Genomic DNA, 22,769 nt, shown 5'->3' on the forward strand with positions numbered 1-22,769 from the left:
TTCTTCTTTTTAATATTCTTTCTTATAATTCCGTATAACAAATTTTATTCCGGTGTCTATAATGTCTCCCATACTTTTACAATACTTAAAATTGACATCGTAAGTAAGTTTTTGTAAAGCAGTCTTTAGTTCTGTAACATTGGCTTCCGGAGCAATATTGTCTTTTTTCATAATAGAAATGAGTTCATCAAATCTGTTTTTGCTGCTGGTCACCCTTTTTACGATTTGTGAACGGACTTCCTTACGGTATTGCTCTATAGAACTTGGCTTCAGTTTTTCCAGTACCATATTGACCATTTGACTATTTTCTTTGAAATACTGCGGAAGATAGACTTTCAGATTTCCTTCATAAGTCTGCTGATCAAAATCAATAGGGCGAATTCTGTAAATAACCTGGTCAAAATCATGTATTGGAATCACTACATAATTATAAGATCGCATGTCACCAAGAAGCCCAATAAGACAACGTTCATTGAACTTTACAAATTCCTTGGAAATCTGTGCCTTTTCCAGTTCCGTACAGTTGAACAGATGTTTCTTAATAAAAACATCGCCCGGAATTCCTAAAATATGCTCTTCAATCAGAGTATTTTTGTACACCAGAAAGTTGATGCGGTTGGGAGAAAGCAGATCTTCAAGTTCCAGCCCGAATATTCGGGAAGCATCGGCCTGTTTAATATAAAAATTTGTATAATTGTCATTAAGGATATTTCTCACCCGCACCCGAAAAGGCTTAGAATTTCCGAAAGTACAAAAGTCAATTGTATCCACTTTCAGATAAGGCAGAGTAGCGGTATCTCCATCTGAATGAAGAAGAGTGTAAATCTTATTTAAATTAGCCTCAATTTCTTTAAACTCGTTTTCAGGATACAATACCCCAAGCCACAAAGTATCTTTGCCTTCCTTGTCCAGAATGCTCACGCTGTCGCTAAACCTTAAGAGGTCTTCATACAGAAACCTGATCTCGGTCGTTCTGTTATATTTTTCCAAATATTGCTGTAATGCTTCTGAAACCGGAAATATGGGTTTTCTAAACGCTATTTTTACATCTTTCATGACACGGTTCACTTTGTTTAAATATAAAGAATATTTTTTTTGTAACGTATGAAGAATTCTTGTTTTACCATTCATCGGATACTTTTATTCTATACATGGCAGGGTTTTAAATCTTGACATATATCACTTCCAGCCTCCTTCTTCAGCACTTCTGTCGGATATTATTAATTTCTAAATTTGGTTAGCTTAAGTTTATTTATTTTTTCATAGCTTAGTGATATCGTAATACGGTGATTGTATGTTAAATAAATGTAAATAGATTTAGATGATTCAAGAAAAATCCTAGTAAAATTTTTTATGTTACAGTTTTTTTTTAAATTTAAACACTGGATTGGTAATTTATTTGATTCATCCGTAAATTACTCAAAGACAGATCCAAACCAAAATAAGAAATCTCAAAATAATAATAATATGGCAATGTTTAATTATGGTGTTGGCGGAAACGAAGTAAAAGTAGACGCTAATGAAGCTATTCAGGAAATACAAGAAAATAAATCACTGATAGTAAGCCAACTTACAACAGAAGAGTCTTATACTCCTGAAATCGTAACAGGATTAAAAACAGTGGAAGACGTTTTCAAACATTTTCAGCCTTCAATATCGGTACAGCACGAAACAGAAGACGGAGGAATGGTAGAAGAAGAATTCCGTTTTCAAAACCTTGGAGACTTTACCCCTAAAAGCCTTACTCAGAAGTCAGATTATCTGCAGCAGCTAAGTATGGAGCAGGAGCAGTACAATAAAATAGTACGTCAGTTGAAAACAAACAAAATTCTACGCAATATGTTGGAGAACGATCAGACAAGAGCGGCGTTCGTAGAGGTATTGAAAGAAGTGGCACAAGAACTTGAAAAATAATTAAAGACTTACATTAAATCATGGATAGCAAATTACAGGCACAAGAAAGCCAGCAGCAGGGTCAGCAGCAGCACTCGGGACAACCGAAAGGCAACCCGCTTGCAGAGCTCAATAAAATGGGAGGATTTGGCTTTGTTGAATCCGTTGTAGACGGTATTGCCAATATGAACCCAACAAGAAAGGCAAGAAAAGAAATCTTCCTGAATGACAGTAATAAAGCAGATGAAAGAAAAGAACTTCTTCAGAAGATCAATCTTTGGGTAAACCTTTTAGAAGGTAGCGAATCTGCAGATAAAATGGCCGATACTTGCAAAACTAAAGCACAACAGGCCGACCAAAACTTAAAAACAAACTTAAAAAATACACTGGATGCTGTTCGTCTGTTGGAAACCAATTACAGAACAGTAGCGCAATTCTACAAAAATACAGAATTGGATAAAGTGGATAACGTAAGTATCGTAAACGCAAGCCTTGAGCAGGTTTCCGATCTGGATAATCCTCTATTCATTGATGCAATCTCAGAAGAATTCAAAAATTATTATGACCGTCTTGATCTTAGAGATAACTACTCAATCCTTGCAATACCAGGATATTTAGGATCTAATAAGGTTATCGAGAAATGGGCTAAAATCTGTAACGAAAACAAAGTAATGATGGTTACAGACTTCGCCAACCTTGATAAACCGGATGACGTGGTAGACTTATTCCACTCTGCCAACCTTACAGGAGGAGAACTTCACAGAAGTAATGTTATTATGACGTGTAACTGGCTGGTAGGACGTGGTAAAGCTGAAGAAGTAGGGGAAGAAGAAAATGTAGAACTTCCACCTTCCACTTCATTAGCAGGAAAAATCCATAAAACTCTGATGTCTCAGGTAGCAGCAGGTAAAAAACATGGTAACATCAACGAAGTAGACGCTGTAAAATTTGAATTGAAGAAAAGTGAAATTTCTCAGTTGGAAAAAATGGGTCTTGTACCAATGGTAAACGAATACGGGAAAATTATGGCCTTCTCTGCGAAGACATTATTTACAGGAGACAATATCGGTCTTCAGACGTATTCCGTAGTTCGTGTATTCGATTACGTGACCAAAGTATTGCTAGACTTCCTGAACAGAAGAGCTTTTGAAAACTGGAATGCTAAAAACGAAGATGATTTGAGAAGGCAGATCGTGACCTTCCTTGATAACATCAAAGGACCAGACAAATTGATCGAGAAATTCAAAATTGTTCGTTTTGAGCAGGATAGAGTAAACAAAGACAGAGTGTGGCTTGACATCCGTATGACCCCTTATTTCCCTACAAAAAGCTTCGTTATTAAACTTGACGGACACAAAGGAGATGATGGTAACGAATGGGATGCAGAATATACTCAGGAGTAACATCAACGTACTTTATATAACAAAAACCGATGCAATTTTACATCGGTTTTTTTTCAACCAACATCTATGAAATTTAATATGAATAAGAAACTTATCATTGGTTTACCCGCTGTATTAATGGTACTTTTGATAAGCTGTGAGAAAAAATACCAAAGCCCCGGACAGTACGAAAATGACCTTTTTGCAGACGAACACCAGGAAGGAAAAGCATACATCATGAATAAAGATGAATGTTTTGACGGCAGTGAACTGGTAATTGCAAGTTCAGATGTAAAACTGGCAGATAGTTCAAAAGGCCGCGGAAAGTCATTCTTCCTTTACAAAGTAAGATCAGGAAAAGTATTAAAAACGGTAAGAGATTCCACCGTAGAAATGCCCATGCTGTTTTTATCCCAATATAAATTAAAGATAAAAAATACGGATTCTATGTATGTTTACCTTAAAAAACTGGAAGGATACCGTTTTTTAAAGAAAGACAGAAACCTTAATTATCAGTGGTTAAAAGCGGCTCCCGTATATTCTGTGAAAGCTGATAAATAAATTTTATCTTTGCCAATTGAAAATACTTCGTAATCTAAGTTCATGAGGTATCTTATAAAAAGCAAAACAAAATTTTTTGGAGAAGGATAGCAGAAATTCAGATTTTCTACACATTGGCAGCAAAATTCTGGGATGGTATAGCAATAATGCAAGAGATTTGCCTTTCAGACAGACAAAAGATCCCTATAAAATCTGGATCTGTGAAATTGTATTTCAACAGACCAGGATCAATCAGGGATTGAATCATTATAATAATTTCATTAAAAGGTTTCCAGACGTAAAAACGTTGGCAGAAGCTGAAGAAAATGAAGTTTTATTATATTGGAAAGGTTTGGGATATTATTCCAGAGCGATCAATATCCATAAAGCTGCTCAACAGATTATGAATGATTATGAAGGTGTCTTTCCTCATCAATACGAAGAAATTTTAACATTAAAAGGAGTAGGGAAATATACTGCAGCAGCGGTTTCGAGCATATGTTTTGGCGGCAGAATGCCTGCTGTGGACGGGAATTTTTACCGTGTCCTAAGCCGTCTTTTTGCTGACAATTTTGATATTTCAAATTCAAGAGCTTTTACTTATTTTTCTGAGCTGGCCACTTTGGTGATGCCGGAAAATGTAGGTGATTTTAATCAGGCGATGATGGATATAGGTTCAGAAATCTGTAAACCTAAAAATCCACTTTGTGGAGAATGTCCTGTTAATGATAACTGCCTGGCATTTTCTATGCAGAAAATTTCAGACTATCCTGTAAAAACGAAAAAAGTAAAAGCAGAAGATCTTTCTTTAACCTATTATTTTGTTCACAGAAACGGCCAATTTCTGATCCGCCAGAGAACAGATGATTTCATTTGGAAGAAATTATTTGAATTTCCGACAGCCATTTCTTCGGATATGGAGCCATTCATTACAGGTTCAAAAACGATTGCTCATAAACTTACTCATAAGAATTTAAGCATTGAAATATTGAATGTTGAGGTTACTTCAGAAAAAATATGGAATGATTTTATCGCTGAAAATCAATACCAGATTACAGATGTGGAAGGCTCTCAAGAAAAATCGTTTCCAAAGCCTCTGGAAAATTACATTCAAAACTCTCTGAAAGACTGAAATTTGTCTTCTGAAATCTGAAATCTAATTTGTACTTTTGCAAAATGATTAAAAAAGTCATTTTTATTTTTGTATCACTGCTTTTAATTTCATGTGGAAAAGACCCTTCACCAAAACCTTATGGAGAACTGCGTCTTGAATATCCAGCACCGAAATACCAAAAGTTTGAAAACGATTGTGCCTATACCTTTGAGTACTCGGACTTTGCTACTATTGCACCCGCTAAAAAACCTTGCTGGTTCTATGTGAATTATCCTAAAATGAAGGCAAAGCTTTTCGTTACCTATTATCCAATACAAAACGACTTCGCAGACCATATCAAAGAAGCTGAAAAAATGGTATATGAGCATACCATCAAAGCCAGTTCTATAGACACAAAATCCTTTGAATACCCTGAAAAGAAAGTATACGGGAACTTCTATGAACTAAAAGGACAGAGTGCATCTAACCTTCAGTTTTACATTACAGACAGTACGAAACACTTCGTTACTGCTTACTTATACTTTAATACGAGACCGAAACCGGATTCTCTCGCTCCTGCAGTGAACTATATCAAAAATGATATGAAACACATGCTGGACTCTTTTGAATGGAAAAAATAATTACTTTTAATATACATTGAAAAATATATGAAACTTTTAGTTGTAGGAAGTGTTGCATTTGATGCAATTGAAACACCATTTGGTAAAACGGATAAAATTTTAGGAGGTGCAGCCACTTATATCGGAATCACTTCATCAATTTTAGGCGTTAAATCCGGAATTGTTTCTGTAGTAGGAGGAGACTTTCCACAAGAACATCTTGATATGTTCACAGACAGAGATGTAAATATCGAAGGAATTGAAATCGTAAAAGAAGGGAAAACATTCTTCTGGTCTGGAAAATACCACAATGATCTGAACACAAGAGATACTTTGGCTACAGAAGTAAATGTGCTGGAGAATTTTGATCCGAAAATCCCGGATTCAATGCAGGATGCCGAAATTTTGTTACTTGGAAACCTACACCCTGGAGTTCAGTTATCAGTACTTGAAAAAATGAACAACCGTCCAAAATTGGTTATCCTTGATACCATGAACTTCTGGATGGATTCTGCATGGGATATCTTAATGGATATGATTGCGAAAACAGACGTAATTACCATCAATGATGAAGAAGCAAGACAGCTTTCAGGAGAATATTCTTTAGTAAAAGCAGCTAAAAAGATTCATACAATGGGACCTGAATATGTGATCATTAAAAAAGGAGAACACGGAGCTTTACTTTTCCATGACAATAAAGTATTTGCTATCCCGGCGCTTCCATTAGAAGATGTTTTCGATCCAACAGGAGCTGGAGATACTTTCGCAGGAGGTTTTGCCGCTTATCTTGCTAAAAAAGAGAAAATAGATTTTGATACAATGAAATCGGCTCTTATCGTAGGATCTGCTATGGCTTCATTCACTGTAGAGAAGTTCGGAACAGAAAGAATAGAGGAGGTAAGCGAAGCAGACATGTTCAGCAGATTGAGACAATTCAAAGAATTAACGACTTTTGATGTTGAACTGCAGTAAATAAGTCTTTTTAAGAAATATTTATAATAAAAAATTGAGTGAAATTCGTTAAGAATTCTAAATTTGCAACTTGTTAAAATAGTAAAATGACAAATAAACTAAAAATCACTTTTCTTCTTGGGATTTTCATCATGATATTTTCTTCAAATATGATGAACGCCCAGCTAAAACAAGGAGATTTGGTGGATGGTATTTCAGCTGTTATCGGAGATGAGATTGTGTTGGAATCTGATGTACTTGAGCAAATGAATTATGGGAAACAGCAGGGAGCTGCCAACACAGACAAGTGTGAGTTCCTGGAAAACCTTATCAGCAACAAGCTTCTTGTATATGAAGCAAAAAAAGATACCTTAATTGAAAACCGCTCTGCAGCTATCAAGGAACAGGCTAATGCAAAATATCGTCAGATGCTTTCTCAATTTCCGGATGAAAAAACAATGCTTGCAGCCTACAAATTCAGAAATGCTTATGAGTTGAAAAATGCTATTGAAAAAATAGATACTGACCAGTATTACGGACAGGCAAAATACCAGAGAATTACTGAGAAAGCTGACGTAACTCCAAATGAGGTAACTGACTTTTATAATATGTATAAATCACAGCTGCCACAGGTAAAAGATGAAGTTACTTTAGCTCAGATTATGATCTATCCTGAGTTAACGGAAGCACACAAACAAGACCTTATCAACAGATTGAAAAAGATCAAGCAGGATATTCTTGGAGGGGAAACTTTTGAGAGCCAGGCAAGAATTTATTCTGAAGATGAAGGGTCAGCTGCTAACGGAGGACTATATAAAAATATCAATAAAGGACAGATGGTGAAGCCGTTCGAGGCTGCTGCTTTGAACCTTCAGGAAAATGAAATTTCAGATCCTATTGAATCAGAATTCGGATTCCACATTATCCAGCTGCTGAAAAGATCAGGTAAAGTGTATGATGCAAGACATATCCTGTTAAAAGGAGTACCTACTGATGAGGAGCTTAAAACTGCAAAAGCAAAATTAGACAGTATCAGAGGTCTTATCGTGGATGGTAAAATGACATTTAAAGATGCTGCTTTTAAATTCTCAGATGATAAAAGAACAAAATTCAACGCAGGGATAATTCCTGGAGCAGATGGTTCTGATAAAATTGAAAGAGAAAGTATTCCGGGAACAATCAGCTACGAATTAGCAGGATTGAACAAAGGAGATGTTACTACTGCTTTTGAAGATGAAGAAAATAAGAGAAAGGAGATCAAAATCATTAAAATTGAAGATGTGATTCCTTCTCACCAGATTACACTGGAAACAGACTTCAGCAGAATCAAGCAGATGGCACTGAATAAAAAGAAAAGTGAAATGATTGAAAAGTTTGTCAACTCTAAGTTACCGACAACTTTTATCTCTATTGACGGACGTTACGACAGCTGTAACTTTAAGTCTAACTGGAAGAAACAATCCATAGCAAAATAAAATAAAAACCTTCAGAATTTCTGAAGGTTTTTTTTATACCAATTAATTAGAAATATCCGTTAAAACTTTGGTTTGTATCCCAAAAGAAACGGCAAAAAATCTAAGCTCTTTGGTTGAAAATATTCACATATATTTCCCGGAAAACCGTTGTTTTTAGTATTTTTACACATGAGCAATTTTATAGATTTCAACGCTGCAAAAAAACTTCATGATATGGAGACTACTCAAAATAGAATTTCACACCTTTTTAATATTAAATATCCCATTATCCAGGCAGGAATGATCTGGCACTCCGGATGGAGACTTGCTTCTGCGGTTTCCAATTGTGGTGGATTGGGCTTAATTGGAGCAGGAAGTATGTATCCTGATATCCTGAGAGAAAATATACAGAAATGCAAACAGGCTACAGATAAACCTTTTGGAGTAAACGTTCCGATGCTATACCCCAACATTGAGGAGATCATTCAGATCATTCTTGAAGAAGGAGTGAAGATTGTATTTACATCAGCAGGTAATCCGAAAACTTATACAGAAACCCTACAGAAAGAAGGAATAAAAGTAGCTCACGTAGTTTCCTCTACTAAATTTGCTGTAAAATGTGAAGATGCCGGAGTAGATGCTATCGTTGCAGAAGGTTTTGAAGCAGGCGGTCATAACGGAAGAGATGAAACAACAACATTCTGTCTCATCCCAAATGTGAAGAAACATATTTCTAAACCGTTAATTGCTGCAGGAGGAATTGCTTTAGGTTCACAGATGAAAGCAGCAATGATTCTTGGGGCGGATGGTGTACAGATCGGTTCTCGTTTTGCGGCCACTACAGAAGCCAGTGCCCATGAAAACTGGAAAAAGAAAATCACAGAACTGCAGGAAGGAGATACCCATCTTACTTTGAAGGAACTGGCACCGGTAAGAATGGTTAAAAATAAATTTTTCAGTGAACTGGAAGACATCTATCAGATCGGAAGAGATAAAGATGCATTAATTGCCTCATTGGGAAGAGCCAGAGCAAAACGTGGAATGTTTGAAGGTGATATGGAAGATGGCGAGCTGGAAATTGGCCAGGTTTCTGCCCTGATTGATGAAGTTCTCCCGGTGGAAACTGTTTTCAGTCACTTATTAAAAGAATTTGAAGAAACGAAAATGCCTGTTTTTTAAAATATAATTGATCTAATGGAAGGAAGAATAATTGATGTAAAGGGTAAAAAATTATATATAGAACACAATAATCCGTTTGAAGGCAGACCTGCCATTGTTTTTTTGCATGATTCATTAGGTTCAGTACAGCTTTGGAGAGATTTTCCGGCTAAATTATCTGAGGCTGCGCAATGTAATACTTTTGTTTATGACCGTTTAGGCTATGGAAAATCATATCCGATGCTTACTCATGAAAGGCCGGTAAATTATATGGAGCTGGAAGCAGATCTATTGAATGACTTATTGACTGAAATGAATATTGATAATGCAATTCTTTTCGGGCACAGTGATGGTGGAACAATTGCTTTGATTACTGCTGCAAAATATCCTGAAAGAGTAAAAGCTGTTATCTGTGAAGCAGGACATATCTTTGTGGAAGACGTTACTTTAAAAGGTGTGTATGATGCCTGGGAAGCTTACAAAACGACTAACCTTCCGGAACGCTTACAAAAATACCACGGGGATAAAGTAGAAATACTTTTCAAAGCTTGGACGGAAACATGGACACGGGATGATTACAGAACCTGGAATATTGAATATCTCCTGAAAGACATTACTGCTCCATTACTATTTATTCAGGGAGAAGCTGATGAATATGGAACATTGGATCAGGTTGAAAAAACAATTACTCAGGTGAGTGGAAGTGCGGAGAAATATATTATTCCCCATATCGGGCATACACCGCATAAAGAAGTTCCCGAACTTGTGTTGGAAAAAGCAACAGCGTTTATCAGAGAAAATTCTTAATCAGGAATATTTCTGCACAATATAAATAAGGCACCTTGTAAAGGTGTCTTTGTTTTTGTAAAAGATTGATAAATAAAAAGAATGATTGTTTTTTTAATTACAGCAATCGAAGTTCCTCCGCAATGTTTTCCTTTGCCTGAGCTTCATATTTTTCCTTAAAATAATCGGTTTTAAAAATGCTTTCAAGTTCCAGAAAATGTTTGAGTACTTTTTTTCGTCCAGGTTTATAAAGGAAATCAGGATAAATGGAGTATTCTTTTCTGATACTCTGAGTATATTCTAAATAGGTTTTAAAATCTTTACCTAACACGGAAAGATCAGCATCCAAAAGATAATTGGTATCTTCTTGATAAGATTTCTGATGTGATTTTGTGGCAAGAATATGCTCTGAAATCATTGAAATTTTATTCTTATCTAAATGAAGTTCGGCAAGTCTTTTTTCTGCTTTGGCAGCACTTTTCTCTTCGTTAATTTTGGAAGTGGCATCATAAATAATGTCATGGTAAAACACGGAAAAAGAAATAGCCGTAAAATCTGAGATATTACTTTTCACCGCTCCAAGTTCACTGAACATATTTTCAAGATGAAGAAGATTATGATAATGTCTTCCTTTTTCAGAGTATTTCGTTTCAATCTCCTTCCAAAGACTGTTAGTCAACTGGTGATCGTTTGTAAACGAAGAACAAAGCTGTTCAAATTGATTTTTCAGATTCATAGAAATAGGGGATAAAAAAAGGAACTTTTAAAAAGTTCCCTGATTTGCTTCCAGAACAGCCTTCAGCTCAGCCCAGCCTCCGCCGTTATAACCGTCCTTTAATCCTTGAGTATTAAGATAATCTAATGCTTTTCCGCTTCTGTTTCCACTTCTGCAGAACAAGATTACCGGCTTTTCAATAGATAGAATCTCATCCTGTCTATCTTCTACTTCACCTAAAGGAATATTCTTAGCACCATCTATATTACCGTCCATTTCAAGCTCCATTGGCTCACGAACGTCAATTAATTCATAGTTTCCGGATTGTATTACTTCTATTAAAGACATAGTTGTTTGTTTTAAACATTAAATTAGAAACGAAATTACGTAATTTTTTTTTGAAAAAAATCCTAATTAAAACATAATTTTTCAGAAAAGAAGCAGGATAGAAACAGATGTTCAGGTGAACCTCCACAGAAATCAGAAGATTGATAAAATAATCTTAATTTTGCACTGTGAAATTATGAATGCAGGCGCTGAAAAATACTCCCAACTGATAAAGTCCAAGGCAAAAAGTTTTGGATTCCAGAGTTGTGGCATTTCTAAAGCTGATTTTCTGGAAGAAGATGCTCCCCGTTTAGAAAAATGGCTTAAGAACAATTATAACGGCGAAATGAAGTACATGGAAAATCATTTCGACAAAAGACTTGATCCAAGGTTGTTAGTTGAAGGTTCCAAATCTGTCATTTCACTTTCATACAATTACTTTCCCGAGGAAAAAATTTCAATATTAGAAAATTACAAGATCTCAAAATATGCTTATGCAGAAGATTATCATGAAGTAATCAAAGAAATTCTTCGTGAGATGGTGGCAGAGCTGCAGGAGGAAATAGGAGAATTCGGATTTCGTGTTTTTGTAGATTCTGCACCCATTATGGAAAGAAGCTGGGCCAGAAAATCGGGAATTGGCTGGGTTGGAAAAAATGCAAACCTCATTACCAAACAGAACGGATCTTTTTACTTTTTGGCTGAAATTATCTGTGATTTGGAACTGATTGCCGATCATGCTACTACAGACCATTGTGGAAGCTGCAGAAAATGCATTGATGCCTGTCCTACAGATGCTATTGTGTCTGAGAAAATTATTGACGGAAGCCGTTGTATTTCTTATGCAACCATAGAACTCAAAAATGAAATTCCGGATTACTTTAAAGATAAAATGGAAGACTGGATGTTTGGCTGTGATATCTGTCAGGATGTCTGCCCATGGAACCGTTTCTCAGCACCCAACAAACAGAGCCGTTTCAAACCCAATGAAGCCCTGAAAAACTTCAAAAAAGGAGAATGGAAAGAAATTACTCAGGAAATTTTCTCCGAAATCTTCAGAAAGTCTCCCGTGAAAAGAACCAAATTTGCAGGTTTGAAGAGAAATATTGAGTTTTTGCAGAAGTCCTCTGACTGATTTTTCCCTGAACTTTCGGTGACAATCCCTCCTTTGGAATTTTTTGTAGTTCCAAACCAGAGCTGATAATCGACCATTCCTTAAATTTTTAGCTTTAAGGAGGTAAAGATTTATACCAATAAGTTGCTTGAAAAACCTTTCCTATAAAGAAAAATTGATTTTCAGGAGATCAGAATCTCACCGAAAATCAACGTTTTTTTTGTATTCTTTTAGGAGCAGTTTTTACTCTTACTTTAAACCTTTTTTGGGATTTAGTATTTTTACGCATATTTGTGAATATTTCGTAACTAAATATAACCATTTTTTCGATTAAAACAAATACTTTTACTAAAAATTAAAGATTAAATTTTATTAAAACATGACTGTGAAAACTATATTAATGTATCTCCTGAAAGTGGTAGGAATTATTCTAGGAATTGTAGTGATTTATGTAATCCTCGGGTTGCTGATTCCTTATATTCCGGTTTCTGCTAAAGATGATGGACAGAAAAAGGAGATTCCGATTTATATTTATACCAACGGAGTGCATACAGATATAGTAATGCCTGTGAAAAACGATGTTCAGGACTGGAGCCTGAAAATTCCTTTCTCCAATACAAAATCAAAAAAAACAGATTATCAGTATATCGGAATAGGGTGGGGTGATAAAGGATTCTATCTTGATACGCCTACGTGGGCTGACCTGAAGTTTTCAACCGCTGTAAAAGCTGCATTCTGGCTAAGTGACTCTGCCATGCACTGTACTTACTATAATACAATGAAAGAAGGAGACGATTGCAAAATGATTATGATCAGCAGAAGCCAGTATGAGAGCCTGGTAAAGTTTGTAGAAGATAAATTTGACAGAGATCAGAATGGTAATTTCATGCTGATCCCTACAAATGCAGTGTACGGTGATAATGATGCCTTTTATGATGCAAAAGGTACCTACAGCTTTCTTTATACCTGCAACACATGGTCAAATAATGCTTTAAAAGCTGCAGGACAGAAAGCTGCACTTTGGACTCCCTCAGATTTTGGAATTTTTCAGCACTATAAATAATTCATGAAGAGGTTTTATCTGTTTTTCATTGCGCTTTGGTTATGTTCATGTTCTCAGGAGAAAAAAAACAGCATCATACATACTTCTGAAATACCTGCTGTTGCTGAAAAGAAACCTGAAGCAGACCTTTCTAAACTTAAAATAAAAGCACAAGAAGCCTTAAAGTTCTGTGCTTCAAAGAACCTTAATAATGATTTCTGTATCCTTATTGATATGAGCCTCCATTCAGGAGTCAACCGTTTTTTTGTCTGGGATTTTAAAAATAATAAGATCTCAAAAAAATATCTTGTAGGCCATGGCTGTGGTTCCAATTCGTGGAGTAAAGACGATTCTAAAGCAAATCCGGGATTCAGTAATGAAGATGGAAGCCATCTTTCTTCCTTAGGAAAATATAAGCTTGAAGGAAGAGGCTACAGCGATTGGGGAATCAATATCAAATACCTGATGCACGGCCTTGAAGAAACAAACAGTAACGCTTTAAAAAGATTTATTGTCTTTCATTCCTGGGACATGATGAGTGATCATGAAGTCTTTCCAAAAGGATCTCCCGAAGGATGGGGCTGTCCTACCGTTTCCAACAATGCGATGAAAGAAATTGATCCGATGATTCAATATTCAAAGAAACCTGTTCTGATTTGGATCTATAATTAAATCTTTGTTATACATTTGTTTCATAACAATCATGTAAATTGATTCCATCTTATGAAACATACGCTTTTCCGTGAACAACAGCTCAATTGTGATACAGAAACCGCCTGGAAATTTTTTTCTTCAGCCAACAACCTTTCAGAAATTACCCCGAAAGACATGGGCTTTATTGTATTGACGGAAATGGAAGATGATGAAATTTATGAAGGAATGCTCATTGATTATTATGTTTCCCCATTGTTTGGCATTAAAATGAAATGGCAGACAGAGATTACCCACGTCGATTTTCAAAAAAGCTTTATTGATTTCCAGAAAAAAGGACCATATAAATTATGGAACCATCATCATGAATTTATTCCCAACGAAGAAGGTGTTCTGATGAAAGATACCATAGATTATGAACTTCCAATGGGTATTTTAGGCGAAATTGCACATCGTTTTTTCGTCAGAAAGAAACTGGAACATATCTTTGATTATCGTTTCAGAGTACTCAGTAAATTGTTTTAATCTTTCAATAAGAACGGTCTTTAGCTGAAATTTTTAACGATTTTAGTAAGATTCCTTCAGAATGACAAAGGCTATGGATAAATATAACGTTCTATTTGTCATTTTGTAATAATCTAAATTCCAATAATTGGAATTATTAATCTATTGTTTAAGTTTTTTTAACAGTTCAATGACTGGATTTCCCAGTAGAAATCCCTATTTTTGCAGCATATCGTTTTTACTAAAAAACTAATGTGTTCTGGTTGACATGGCAGGTCTGAGGTCATTTTTCTTATTTTATATCATGCTGGTTTTTACCCTTTTCAATTCGAATTGGGCAGAAAAATCATTGCGGAATATTCCTCATGTTCCTCCTGTTACTAACATTCATGTTCTGGATGTTTACGAAGAGGCAGATATGAACACGCATGCATTGCCTGCTGCTGCCAAAATTGTAAAACATTCCGTCAAAAAAAATGATCCTGCAATTGCAGATTTTTCAGGAATTTTAAAAGTTATTCCGAAAATCACCCTTCCGGAGATTGCTGTATCTACCATTTGTGGAGTTAAATCCTTTCTCCATCTCCTCCAGTTGTACTAGGTTTAAGTTTCTGAATGCCAAATCATTTTAACGGAAATTTTATAACTTAAACATTTAAAAATGTATTTTAAAACTGTAATAATTTGCCTTATGGCAACATTATTCGCTGCGTCATGCAGTAAAAACAAGGAGAAAAATAATAAAAAAGACAAAGAAGTTCCCGTACTGGAAATCAAAGAAAAAGATACATTGGTGAGCAACCAGTTTGTAACGGATATCCAGGCTAAAAAGAATGTTGAAATGCGCTCCCGAATCGGAGGTATTATACAGCATATTTATGTAAACGAGGGACAATTTGTACATCAGGGACAGGCTTTATTTAAAATCAATGATGCAGAGCTGCAGATGGAACTTCTGAAAGCTAATGCAACATTAAAGCAGACTGAAGCAGATGTTCGTATTGCAGAAGTGGAACTGAAACAGATTCAGAGTCTTCATGCTAAAAAATTTGTAGCCAATAATGAGCTGGAAATGGTGAAGGCAAAGCTGTCTTCCGCTAAAGCAAAACATGCTTTCGCTGATGCGGAAAAGAGGACAGTTCTTCAGAAAATAAGCTTTACTAGAATTACCGCACCTTTTGATGGGGTAATTGACGTAATTCCTCATAAAGACGGGAGTTTGGTAGAAAATGGCACATTGCTGACTACGCTGTCTCAATTGAATGAAGTATACGCATATTTCTCAATCCCTGAAAATCTTTATTTTGAGCTTTTGGCCAACGATAAGATCGGAAGCCATCAAAAGATAGAACTGACTCTGCCTAACGGGGTTAATTATCAATTCAACGGAGCTTTGAAAACCGCTGAAGGGGAAATAGACAGAGCCACAGGTTCTATTCGTTATAAAGTACTCTTCCCGAATCCGGACCGTCTGATTAAACACGGAACTTCCGGAAAGCTTATTATTTCTGAACAACAGAATAATGCTGTTCTTATCCCACAAAAATCTACCTTCTCCATCCAGGATAAAACCTATGTTTTTGTAGTGGATAAACAGAATAAAGTGAAAATGACCAGCATTAAAATCGGAACTACATTAAGAGATTCTTATATGGTAGAAAGCGGTCTTAAAAAAGGAGATTTAATCATTTATGAAGGGACTCAGTCTTTGAAAGATGGTGATATTATCAAAATCAAAAAGAAGTATTAACCTTTCATAATCTTTAAATCTATTTACTATGGTAGAAATGTTTATAAGACGAAAGGTTCTTTCGTTGGTTATTTCCATATTATTTGTACTGCTGGGAATTATGGCTTTGTTAAAGATGCCTATTACCCAGTTTCCGGACATTGTACCGCCTTCAGTAACTGTTACGGCAAAATATACAGGTGCTAATGCCGAAGTATCTGCCAATGCGGTAGCACTTCCTCTGGAAAGAGCGATCAATGGAGTGCCGGGAATGACTTATATGTCTACAGTCACTTCCAATGACGGTCTTACCCTTATTCAAGTATTCTTTGAAGTGGGAACAGATCCCGATGTAGCAGCGGTAAACGTTCAGAACAGGGTGACAACCATTCTTGATGAACTTCCTGAAGAGGTAATCAGAGCCGGTGTTACCACTGAAAAAGAGGTGAACAGTATGCTGATGTACCTCAATATCACGAGTACAGATCCAAGTCAGGATGAGCAGTTCATCTATAACTTTACGGATATTAATGTCCTTCAGGAATTGAAACGTATTGATGGAGTAGGCCGTGCAGAGATCATGGGGCAGAAAGAATACTCAATGAGAGTCTGGCTGGATCCACAGAAAATGGCTGCCTATAATATTTCAGCAGATGAAGTGATCACTTCTCTTCAAAAACAGAATATTTCAGCAGCACCCGGAAAAGTGGGAGAAACGTCAGGGAAAACTTCCAGTCAGCTTCAATATGTGATCAAATATAAAGGGAAATTTTTTGAACCCAAACAATATGAAGAAATTCCCATCAGATCTGATGTTGATGGAACAATTTTAAAGCTTAAAGATATTGCTAAAGTTGAATTCGGAGCGATGAATTACGGAATGGTTTCCAAAACAGACGGAAGGCCATCTGCATCCATTATGATGAAACAACGTCCCGGTTCCAATGCTTCCGAGGTTATTGAAAGCGTAAAGGCAAAAATGGAAGAATTAAAAGTCACATCCTTCCCACCCGGAATGGAGTATAATATGGCGTATGATGTTTCCCGATTTCTGGATGCTTCCATCAGTGCGGTACTGACAACTCTTATCGAGGCCTTTATTCTGGTAGGAATTGTAGTATTTATCTTCCTTCAGGACTGGCGTTCCACATTGATTCCTGTGCTGGCAGTTCCGGTAGCATTAGTCGGAACATTTGCCTTCATGAATATGCTGGATTTCTCTGTTAACCTTTTAACACTATTCGCATTGGTTCTTGCCATCGGAATTGTGGTGGACAATGCCATTGTCGTCGTTGAAGCCGTCCATGTGAAAATGGAAGAAGGAATGAATGCAATGGATGCAACCATTAGTGCTACTAAAGAAATTGCCGGAGCGGTAGTGGCAATTACCATTGTGATGTCTGCAGTATTTATTCCTGTGGCATTCCTGGACGGTCCGGTAGGTGTGTTTTACCGCCAGTTTTCATTGACACTGGCCATCAGTATTGTGATTTCCGGAGTAAATGCATTGACACTTACACCAGCGCTTTGTGCGATTATTTTAAAACCTCACAATCACGATAAGAAGAAAACCATCATCGACAGGGCTTTCCAGAGTTTCAATACAGGTTTTGAAAGACTTACCAATGGTTATGTAGGCATTTTATCAAAATTTGCGACAAGAACTACGGTTACTTTTGGACTGTTATTTTTATTCGTTGGATTAACTTTTGTGACCAGCAAGTTCCTTCCAACCGGGTTTATTCCAATGGAAGATCAGGGGATGGTATATGTGAGTGTGACTACTCCACAGGGAGCAACAGTAGAAAGGACAGAAAAAGTACTGGATGAAGTGACTGTTATTGCCAAAAAAATTAATGGTGTGGAAAACGTAACCACTCTTGCAGGCTATAGTATTGTAACGGAAATCGCAGGTTCATCCTACGGAATGGCGATGATCAATCTTAAAGACTGGAAAGAAAGAAATATTTCAGTGAATGATCTGATTACTGAGCTTTCTGACAAAACAAAAAGTATAGCAGATGCCCAGATTGAGATCTTTGCTCCGCCAACAGTTCCTGGTTTCGGTAATACCAGCGGCTTTGAATTACGTTTATTAGACAGAACCGGAGGAACCATTGAAAATACAGATAAAATCACCAAGGATTTTGTTAAAAAATTAAACGAAGCTCCTGAATTGCAGAACAGCTTTACCAGTTTTGATGCCACTTTCCCGCAATATATGATCAATGTGGATTATGATATGGCAGCGAAGAAAGGAGTTTCGGTAGACAACGCGATGTCTACATTACAGACTATGCTGGGATCCTATTATGCCACGAATTTTATCCGTTTCAGTCAGATGTATAAAGTGATGGTACAGGCAAGTCCGGAACACAGAGATACCCCTGAAAGCATTTTGAATTTATATTTAAAAAATGATAAAGGCGAAATGGTTCCGTTTTCTACCTTCATCACCATTGAAAAAGTGTATGGACCCGAAGTACTGACGAGGTACAATATGTATATGTCTGCAATGATCAACGGAGAACCCGCAGATGGGTACAGCTCAGGAGATGCCATTGCTGCTTTAGAACGTGTTGCCAAGGAGACACTGCCAAGAGGATTTGATGTTGAGTGGTCCGGGATGACAAGAGAAGAGATCTTATCAGGAAACCAGACCGTTTATATTTTCGCGATCTGTCTTTTATTCGTTTATCTTTTACTGGCGGCACAATACGAAAGTTTCCTTCTTCCTATGCCGGTATTACTAAGCCTTCCTACGGGAATCTTTGGTTCCTATATCGCATTGGTATTGGCGGGATTGGATAACAATATTTATGCACAGGTGGCATTGGTTATGCTGATTGGGCTTTTAGCTAAAAATGCCATTCTAATCGTGGAATTTGCCGTGGCAAGAAATAAGCAGGGATATGATATCGTTCCGGCGGCAATTGAAGGAGCCAGACAGCGTCTGAGACCTATTCTGATGACTTCTTTTGCATTTGTAGCAGGACTTATTCCATTATGTATTGCATCCGGAGCAGGTGCAATAGGAAACCGTTCTATTGGCACAGCGGCTGCAGGAGGAATGTTGATTGGAACCATCTTCGGATTAGTAGTCATTCCGGGACTCTATATATTCTTTGCAAAACTTGAAAATAAGAAGAAAGATGAAAAGATTAAATCATAGAAATATAATATACGGAATAGCCTCACTAAGCCTTGTTTCATGCGCTGTTCCCAAAGTAACGGAGCTCAAAAAAGCTCAGGAATTGCCAAATGAAATCATCAGAAACGATAAAAATAAAAATCCGGATGAATTTCAGCAGATTAACCTGAAGGCTTACTTTACAGATCCGCAGCTGCTGGAACTTTTTGAGAAAGTAGTTCAGGCAAATCCGGATTTCCAGATTGCCCAGCAAAGAGTGGAAATTGCCAATAGTTTTCTTCAAAGATCAAAAATGGATTTACTGCCTTCTCTTGAAGTTGGAGTACAGGCTTCCGGCGACCGATACGGAAAATATACAATGGAAGGAGTGGGGAATTATGATACAAATCTATCTCCCAATATTACGGAAAATCAGAAAATCAACAGAGATTTTACGCCTAATTACTGGCTGGGAGCAAGAAGCAGCTGGGAAATTGACGCCTGGGGCAAGCTGAAAAATAAAAAGATTGCTGCCCAAAAGAAATATCTGGCTTCCACAGAAGGGCTGAGGCTGTTGCAGGTAGAGCTTTTTACAGATATTGCTAATCTCTATTACCAGTTGGTGACCTTAGACAACCGTCTTGCGATTTACCAAAAAAATTACAACCTTCAGCAAAGAGCATTTGAGATTGTTTTGGCACAGCGTGAAGTGGGAAAAGCGACCGAATTGGCGGTACAGCAGTTCAAAGCGCAGAACAACAACTGGCTGGCAGAGATTGAACACATCAGAGTAGAAATTGTTACAGTAGAACAAGCTATTACTACATTAACAGGAAGCTACGGCGGAGAGGTAAAACGTGGAAAAATATTGATGCCTACCAATATGGAAGTCTTAAACAAAACCATTAATGTAGAAGGAGTTATCCATTCCAGACCTGATGTAGCAGCGAATTATTATGTTTTAGAGGCTTCTCAGGCTGATGCAAAGGCTGCAAGAGCTGCTTTTTATCCTAAGATTGATTTGGGAGCCGGTTTCGGACTGAATTCTTTTTCTGTAGAGACATTCTTTAAACCAAGTTCTCTGGCGGGGCAATTGTTGGGTGGATTAATGGTTCCCGTATTCAATAAAGGGCAGTTGAAATATGAGTTTAAAGTAGCGAGTAAGGAGCAGGAAATTGCCTTTTTAAACTATCAGAAAAGTATTACGACTGCTTTTAACGAGCTTCAGTCGATCCTGAAACAGACTAGAATTTATGAACGTGTGCTGAAGCTGAAATCAGAAGAAGTAGGCTTTCTTGACCGTGGAGTAGAGGTTTCCAACGACCTTTATCTGACAGGATATGCCAATTATTTTGAACTGATCAACTCTCAGAAGAGCAAACTGACCGCTGAATTGGATTTATTACAATTCCAGCATCAGAATACCAGAAATAACGTCCTGCTGTTTAAAGCACTGGGAGGGAAACTGGATTAATTTTTACTTTTTTTACGACGAAGGAAGCTGTCTTTTAGGTAGCTTCTTTTTTAACTGTATTCTACGGATTCCCGTAATGGTAATTAAAATAATTCCAGGATATTGCGCTAGAATCTAACTTTTTATAAGTTGAGTTAACTTTTTTTTATATGTCCCAAAAAAGAGACTGTCCTAATAAGGCAGTCTCTTTGTGTATTGTTTAAAATATAACTGCTGTACAGCAGCTTATTTTATGCGTAAGTATTATTTAACAAGCTGAATTTCAACAGCGGAGAATCCTTTAGGAGACTTCTCTTTTTCAAAAGATACTTTGTTTCCTTTTTTTACCGGCTCTGCACAGTTGTTGTTGTGGAAGAAGATGTTTTCTTTAGAGTTATCTTCAGTGATGAAACCATATCCTTTTTCACTCAGGAAAGTAACAATTCCTGTTTTTCTTGGATCTTCTTCAATAATAGGAGCTGCCCCAAGTTGAATATCCTCAAGGTTTACTTCCTGTCTTTGTTCAGGTGGAGTAGAAGTTAATCTTCCGAATTCGTCTACATACATGAAGACATCCTCCGCTCCTTTGTTGTTGTTTGTTTTACGTTCTTCGCGTCTTAGCGCCTTTTCTTTTTGCTTTTGAATTTTTTTCTTGAAATTTTCCTTTTTAGAAAAAGAATCTGCCATAAATTATTTTTAGTATTTAGTTTCTATAAATTAATTGGTTCAATCTGGTCTGTTTTGGACCCCTATAAAGCCTGGCTATGTTTTCTGTTTTGGATCATCCCAATCATACAGAGCTTTAAAATTCCGACAAGTATTGTTCTTAGTAGAAGAATAAAAGTTTAAAATATGGCTGCTCAAAAAGCAAAGACTGAATAAAAAATATTCGGGTCGTTACAGAAAACAAAGTATTGACTTGGTTATTTAATGTACAAATATACAACAATAAAATGAATTATCAGGTTTTAAATGATTGATTATCAGAAATGGTTTTACAGCAGATCTGCCGGTATACCTTTATAGTCTGAGTGTAAGACGATAATGAGAGTTAGAATAAGTGCATAAAAAAATCCTCAGAACACTGAGGATTATAAAAAAATATATTATAAAAATGAAGTGGTGTATAATACGGCTGTGAAGCATCAAATGTTATGCCTAAAATTAATGCGTAATAGTGAATTATATAGCTTTGTTTAATATGAAAGGGTTGTTACATGTCATATATAGCTGGTAAATAGCATTCTATTAAAAAATATTGTTTATATAAAAAAATATAAAACGTTTTTTGACTTAGTTTAAAATTAAAACCAGAATAGCAGTTGATAATCATTTAGGTTTAAATAAAATTCCCGAAAACTTCACCATGTTGAGGCCGTTTTTATTATCCATCTTTGCCTCATTAACATTTAAAAATAAAATCAATGTCAACACAAAATGTAAAAGGAAAAGTTGTTTTAATTGCCGGAGGAGGTAAAAACCTGGGAGGACTTTTAAGTAGAGATTTTGCTGCGAAAGGCGCAAAACTGGCAATACATTACAACAGTGAAAGCTCAAGAGCAGATAGTGAAAAAACACTTGCTGAGGTACAGGCACTAGGAGCAGAAGCATTTTTATTTCAGGGAGACCTTACCAAAGTAGACAATATTACAAGATTCTTTGATGAAGCAATTTCCCGTTTCGGAGGAATTGATATTGCGATCAATACCGTAGGAATGGTACTGAAAAAGCCATTTTCAGAGACTACAGAAGCAGAATATGATACCATGTTCAATGTCAATTCAAAATCTGCTTACTTCTTTTTGCAGGAAGCTGGTAAAAAACTGAACGATCATGGGAAAATCTGTACCATTGTTACTTCACTGCTAGCCGCTTACACGGGACTGTATTCTACTTATGCGGGAGCAAAAGCACCGGTAGAGCATTTTACAAGAGCAGCTTCTAAAGAATTCGGGGGAAGAGGAATTTCTGTAACTGCCGTAGCACCCGGCCCAATGGATACCCCTTTCTTCTATGGACAGGAAACAGATGATGCGGTTGCTTATCATAAATCAGCATCAGCATTGGGAGGTCTTACAGATATTAAAGATATCGCTCCGCTAGTAGAATTTCTGGTAACAGAAGGCTGGTGGATTACCGGACAGACCATTTTTGCTAACGGAGGATATACAACAAGATAACTTATTGGAAATATCCATAAAAAAGGAACTCACTGAAAACAACTTTC

At 36.6% G+C, this 22,769-nt stretch carries 22 protein-coding genes; 18 read left to right on the plus strand and 4 right to left on the minus strand.

Features of this window, described 5'->3' with window-relative positions; all coding sequences use genetic code 11:
* Positions 1–9: 9 nt before the first annotated feature.
* On the minus strand, positions 10–1,056 hold the full coding sequence (locus tag FW780_RS15570; protein ID WP_149834419.1) for a hypothetical protein: 1,047 nt from the start codon (positions 1,054–1,056) through the stop codon (positions 10–12).
* A 411-nt stretch (positions 1,057–1,467) separates the two neighbouring features.
* On the opposite strand from FW780_RS15570, the gene FW780_RS15575 reads away from it, so the two are divergent.
* The 9 genes from FW780_RS15575 (at position 1,468) to FW780_RS15615 (ending at position 9,898) form a co-directional block, all read left to right on the plus strand.
* A complete protein-coding gene (locus FW780_RS15575; RefSeq protein ID WP_223600537.1) occupies positions 1,468–1,914 on the plus strand; it encodes a type VI secretion system contractile sheath small subunit in 447 nt (148 codons plus the stop codon).
* Between the two features lie 20 nt (positions 1,915–1,934).
* The gene (locus FW780_RS15580) at positions 1,935–3,296 is read left to right on the plus strand and encodes a DUF5458 family protein (protein WP_121487008.1); all 1,362 of its coding nucleotides are present in this window, start codon (positions 1,935–1,937) and stop codon (positions 3,294–3,296) included.
* A 78-nt stretch (positions 3,297–3,374) separates the two neighbouring features.
* Positions 3,375–3,836 carry a hypothetical protein gene (locus FW780_RS15585; RefSeq protein WP_228460014.1) on the plus strand — a complete coding sequence of 154 codons (462 nt, stop codon included), beginning with the start codon at positions 3,375–3,377 and terminating at the stop codon, positions 3,834–3,836.
* 76 nt (positions 3,837–3,912) lie between these two features.
* Positions 3,913–4,947, plus strand: a complete 1,035-nt coding sequence (mutY, locus tag FW780_RS15590) for an A/G-specific adenine glycosylase (RefSeq protein WP_149834422.1) — start codon at positions 3,913–3,915, stop codon at positions 4,945–4,947.
* Between the two features lie 44 nt (positions 4,948–4,991).
* Positions 4,992–5,549, plus strand: coding sequence for a gliding motility lipoprotein GldD (gene gldD, locus FW780_RS15595; RefSeq protein ID WP_149834423.1), 558 nt, complete (start codon positions 4,992–4,994; stop codon positions 5,547–5,549).
* A 27-nt stretch (positions 5,550–5,576) separates the two neighbouring features.
* Positions 5,577–6,500, plus strand: coding sequence for a PfkB family carbohydrate kinase (locus FW780_RS15600; RefSeq protein ID WP_142718965.1), 924 nt, complete (start codon positions 5,577–5,579; stop codon positions 6,498–6,500).
* A gap of 86 nt (positions 6,501–6,586) precedes the next feature.
* Positions 6,587–7,954 carry a peptidylprolyl isomerase gene (locus FW780_RS15605; RefSeq protein ID WP_149834424.1) on the plus strand — a complete coding sequence of 456 codons (1,368 nt, stop codon included), beginning with the start codon at positions 6,587–6,589 and terminating at the stop codon, positions 7,952–7,954.
* 168 nt (positions 7,955–8,122) lie between these two features.
* The gene (locus tag FW780_RS15610; RefSeq protein ID WP_241676920.1) at positions 8,123–9,112 is read left to right on the plus strand and encodes an NAD(P)H-dependent flavin oxidoreductase; all 990 of its coding nucleotides are present in this window, start codon (positions 8,123–8,125) and stop codon (positions 9,110–9,112) included.
* A gap of 15 nt (positions 9,113–9,127) precedes the next feature.
* Complete coding sequence (locus FW780_RS15615) at positions 9,128–9,898, plus strand: alpha/beta fold hydrolase (RefSeq protein ID WP_149834425.1); 771 nt, start codon at positions 9,128–9,130, stop codon at positions 9,896–9,898.
* Between the two features lie 97 nt (positions 9,899–9,995).
* On the opposite strand, the gene FW780_RS15620 is transcribed toward FW780_RS15615, so the two are convergent.
* Both FW780_RS15620 and FW780_RS15625 read right to left on the minus strand, forming a co-directional pair.
* Complete coding sequence (locus FW780_RS15620; RefSeq protein ID WP_149834426.1) at positions 9,996–10,613, minus strand: HD domain-containing protein; 618 nt, start codon at positions 10,611–10,613, stop codon at positions 9,996–9,998.
* Positions 10,614–10,640: 27 nt separating this feature from the next.
* Complete coding sequence (locus tag FW780_RS15625) at positions 10,641–10,940, minus strand: rhodanese-like domain-containing protein (RefSeq protein WP_142724617.1); 300 nt, start codon at positions 10,938–10,940, stop codon at positions 10,641–10,643.
* A gap of 175 nt (positions 10,941–11,115) precedes the next feature.
* On the opposite strand from FW780_RS15625, the gene queG reads away from it, so the two are divergent.
* The 8 genes from queG (at position 11,116) to FW780_RS15665 (ending at position 20,563) form a co-directional block, all read left to right on the plus strand.
* Positions 11,116–12,054 carry a tRNA epoxyqueuosine(34) reductase QueG gene (gene queG, locus FW780_RS15630; protein ID WP_149835044.1) on the plus strand — a complete coding sequence of 313 codons (939 nt, stop codon included), beginning with the start codon at positions 11,116–11,118 and terminating at the stop codon, positions 12,052–12,054.
* 358 nt (positions 12,055–12,412) lie between these two features.
* The gene (locus FW780_RS15635) at positions 12,413–13,096 is read left to right on the plus strand and encodes a TIGR02117 family protein (protein WP_149834427.1); all 684 of its coding nucleotides are present in this window, start codon (positions 12,413–12,415) and stop codon (positions 13,094–13,096) included.
* 3 nt (positions 13,097–13,099) lie between these two features.
* Entirely contained in the window at positions 13,100–13,747 is a 648-nt protein-coding gene (locus FW780_RS15640) for a murein L,D-transpeptidase catalytic domain-containing protein (protein WP_149834428.1), read from the plus strand.
* A 51-nt stretch (positions 13,748–13,798) separates the two neighbouring features.
* Complete coding sequence (locus FW780_RS15645) at positions 13,799–14,251, plus strand: SRPBCC family protein (protein WP_149834429.1); 453 nt, start codon at positions 13,799–13,801, stop codon at positions 14,249–14,251.
* Positions 14,252–14,498: 247 nt separating this feature from the next.
* Positions 14,499–14,831 carry a hypothetical protein gene (locus FW780_RS15650; RefSeq protein ID WP_167510730.1) on the plus strand — a complete coding sequence of 111 codons (333 nt, stop codon included), beginning with the start codon at positions 14,499–14,501 and terminating at the stop codon, positions 14,829–14,831.
* A 60-nt stretch (positions 14,832–14,891) separates the two neighbouring features.
* A complete protein-coding gene (locus tag FW780_RS15655; RefSeq protein ID WP_149834431.1) occupies positions 14,892–15,980 on the plus strand; it encodes an efflux RND transporter periplasmic adaptor subunit in 1,089 nt (362 codons plus the stop codon).
* 28 nt (positions 15,981–16,008) lie between these two features.
* Entirely contained in the window at positions 16,009–19,131 is a 3,123-nt protein-coding gene (locus tag FW780_RS15660; RefSeq protein ID WP_149834432.1) for an efflux RND transporter permease subunit, read from the plus strand.
* On the plus strand, positions 19,112–20,563 hold the full coding sequence (locus FW780_RS15665; protein ID WP_149834433.1) for an efflux transporter outer membrane subunit: 1,452 nt from the start codon (positions 19,112–19,114) through the stop codon (positions 20,561–20,563). Before FW780_RS15660 ends, FW780_RS15665 begins: the two co-directional genes overlap by 20 nt.
* 243 nt (positions 20,564–20,806) lie before the next feature.
* On the opposite strand, the gene FW780_RS15670 is transcribed toward FW780_RS15665, so the two are convergent.
* Positions 20,807–21,229 (minus strand): cold shock domain-containing protein, encoded by a 423-nt coding sequence (locus tag FW780_RS15670; protein WP_149834434.1) that lies wholly within the window; start codon positions 21,227–21,229, stop codon positions 20,807–20,809.
* 737 nt (positions 21,230–21,966) lie between these two features.
* Between FW780_RS15670 and FW780_RS15675 the strand changes: the two genes are divergently transcribed.
* Positions 21,967–22,722: an SDR family oxidoreductase gene (locus FW780_RS15675; protein WP_149834435.1), complete on the plus strand. Its 756-nt coding sequence runs from the start codon at positions 21,967–21,969 to the stop codon at positions 22,720–22,722.
* Positions 22,723–22,769 lie beyond the last annotated feature (47 nt).

It is taken from the genome of Chryseobacterium sediminis, from assembly GCF_008386505.1.
Lineage (GTDB): Bacteria > Bacteroidota > Bacteroidia > Flavobacteriales > Weeksellaceae > Chryseobacterium > Chryseobacterium sediminis.

Excerpts from the sequence above, each read along its gene's own strand:
- FW780_RS15635 (WP_149834427.1), top strand. The coding sequence starts at position 12,413 with ATGACTGTGAAAACTATATTAATGTATCTCCTGAAAGTGGTAGGAATT.
- FW780_RS15625 (WP_142724617.1), bottom strand. The coding sequence starts at position 10,940 with ATGTCTTTAATAGAAGTAATACAATCCGGAAACTATGAATTAATTGAC.
- FW780_RS15610 (WP_241676920.1), top strand. The coding sequence starts at position 8,123 with ATGAGCAATTTTATAGATTTCAACGCTGCAAAAAAACTTCATGATATG.
- FW780_RS15655 (WP_149834431.1), top strand. The coding sequence starts at position 14,892 with ATGTATTTTAAAACTGTAATAATTTGCCTTATGGCAACATTATTCGCT.
- FW780_RS15620 (WP_149834426.1), bottom strand. The coding sequence starts at position 10,613 with ATGAATCTGAAAAATCAATTTGAACAGCTTTGTTCTTCGTTTACAAAC.
- FW780_RS15660 (WP_149834432.1), top strand. The coding sequence starts at position 16,009 with ATGGTAGAAATGTTTATAAGACGAAAGGTTCTTTCGTTGGTTATTTCC.
- FW780_RS15670 (WP_149834434.1), bottom strand. The coding sequence starts at position 21,229 with ATGGCAGATTCTTTTTCTAAAAAGGAAAATTTCAAGAAAAAAATTCAA.
- FW780_RS15600 (WP_142718965.1), top strand. The coding sequence starts at position 5,577 with ATGAAACTTTTAGTTGTAGGAAGTGTTGCATTTGATGCAATTGAAACA.
- FW780_RS15675 (WP_149834435.1), top strand. The coding sequence starts at position 21,967 with ATGTCAACACAAAATGTAAAAGGAAAAGTTGTTTTAATTGCCGGAGGA.
- queG (WP_149835044.1), top strand. The coding sequence starts at position 11,116 with ATGAATGCAGGCGCTGAAAAATACTCCCAACTGATAAAGTCCAAGGCA.
- FW780_RS15650 (WP_167510730.1), top strand. The coding sequence starts at position 14,499 with ATGGCAGGTCTGAGGTCATTTTTCTTATTTTATATCATGCTGGTTTTT.
- FW780_RS15615 (WP_149834425.1), top strand. The coding sequence starts at position 9,128 with ATGGAAGGAAGAATAATTGATGTAAAGGGTAAAAAATTATATATAGAA.
- FW780_RS15570 (WP_149834419.1), bottom strand. The coding sequence starts at position 1,056 with ATGAAAGATGTAAAAATAGCGTTTAGAAAACCCATATTTCCGGTTTCA.
- FW780_RS15580 (WP_121487008.1), top strand. The coding sequence starts at position 1,935 with ATGGATAGCAAATTACAGGCACAAGAAAGCCAGCAGCAGGGTCAGCAG.
- FW780_RS15575 (WP_223600537.1), top strand. The coding sequence starts at position 1,468 with ATGGCAATGTTTAATTATGGTGTTGGCGGAAACGAAGTAAAAGTAGAC.
- FW780_RS15585 (WP_228460014.1), top strand. The coding sequence starts at position 3,375 with ATGAATAAGAAACTTATCATTGGTTTACCCGCTGTATTAATGGTACTT.
- gldD (WP_149834423.1), top strand. The coding sequence starts at position 4,992 with ATGATTAAAAAAGTCATTTTTATTTTTGTATCACTGCTTTTAATTTCA.
- FW780_RS15665 (WP_149834433.1), top strand. The coding sequence starts at position 19,112 with ATGAAAAGATTAAATCATAGAAATATAATATACGGAATAGCCTCACTA.
- FW780_RS15640 (WP_149834428.1), top strand. The coding sequence starts at position 13,100 with ATGAAGAGGTTTTATCTGTTTTTCATTGCGCTTTGGTTATGTTCATGT.
- FW780_RS15605 (WP_149834424.1), top strand. The coding sequence starts at position 6,587 with ATGACAAATAAACTAAAAATCACTTTTCTTCTTGGGATTTTCATCATG.
- FW780_RS15645 (WP_149834429.1), top strand. The coding sequence starts at position 13,799 with ATGAAACATACGCTTTTCCGTGAACAACAGCTCAATTGTGATACAGAA.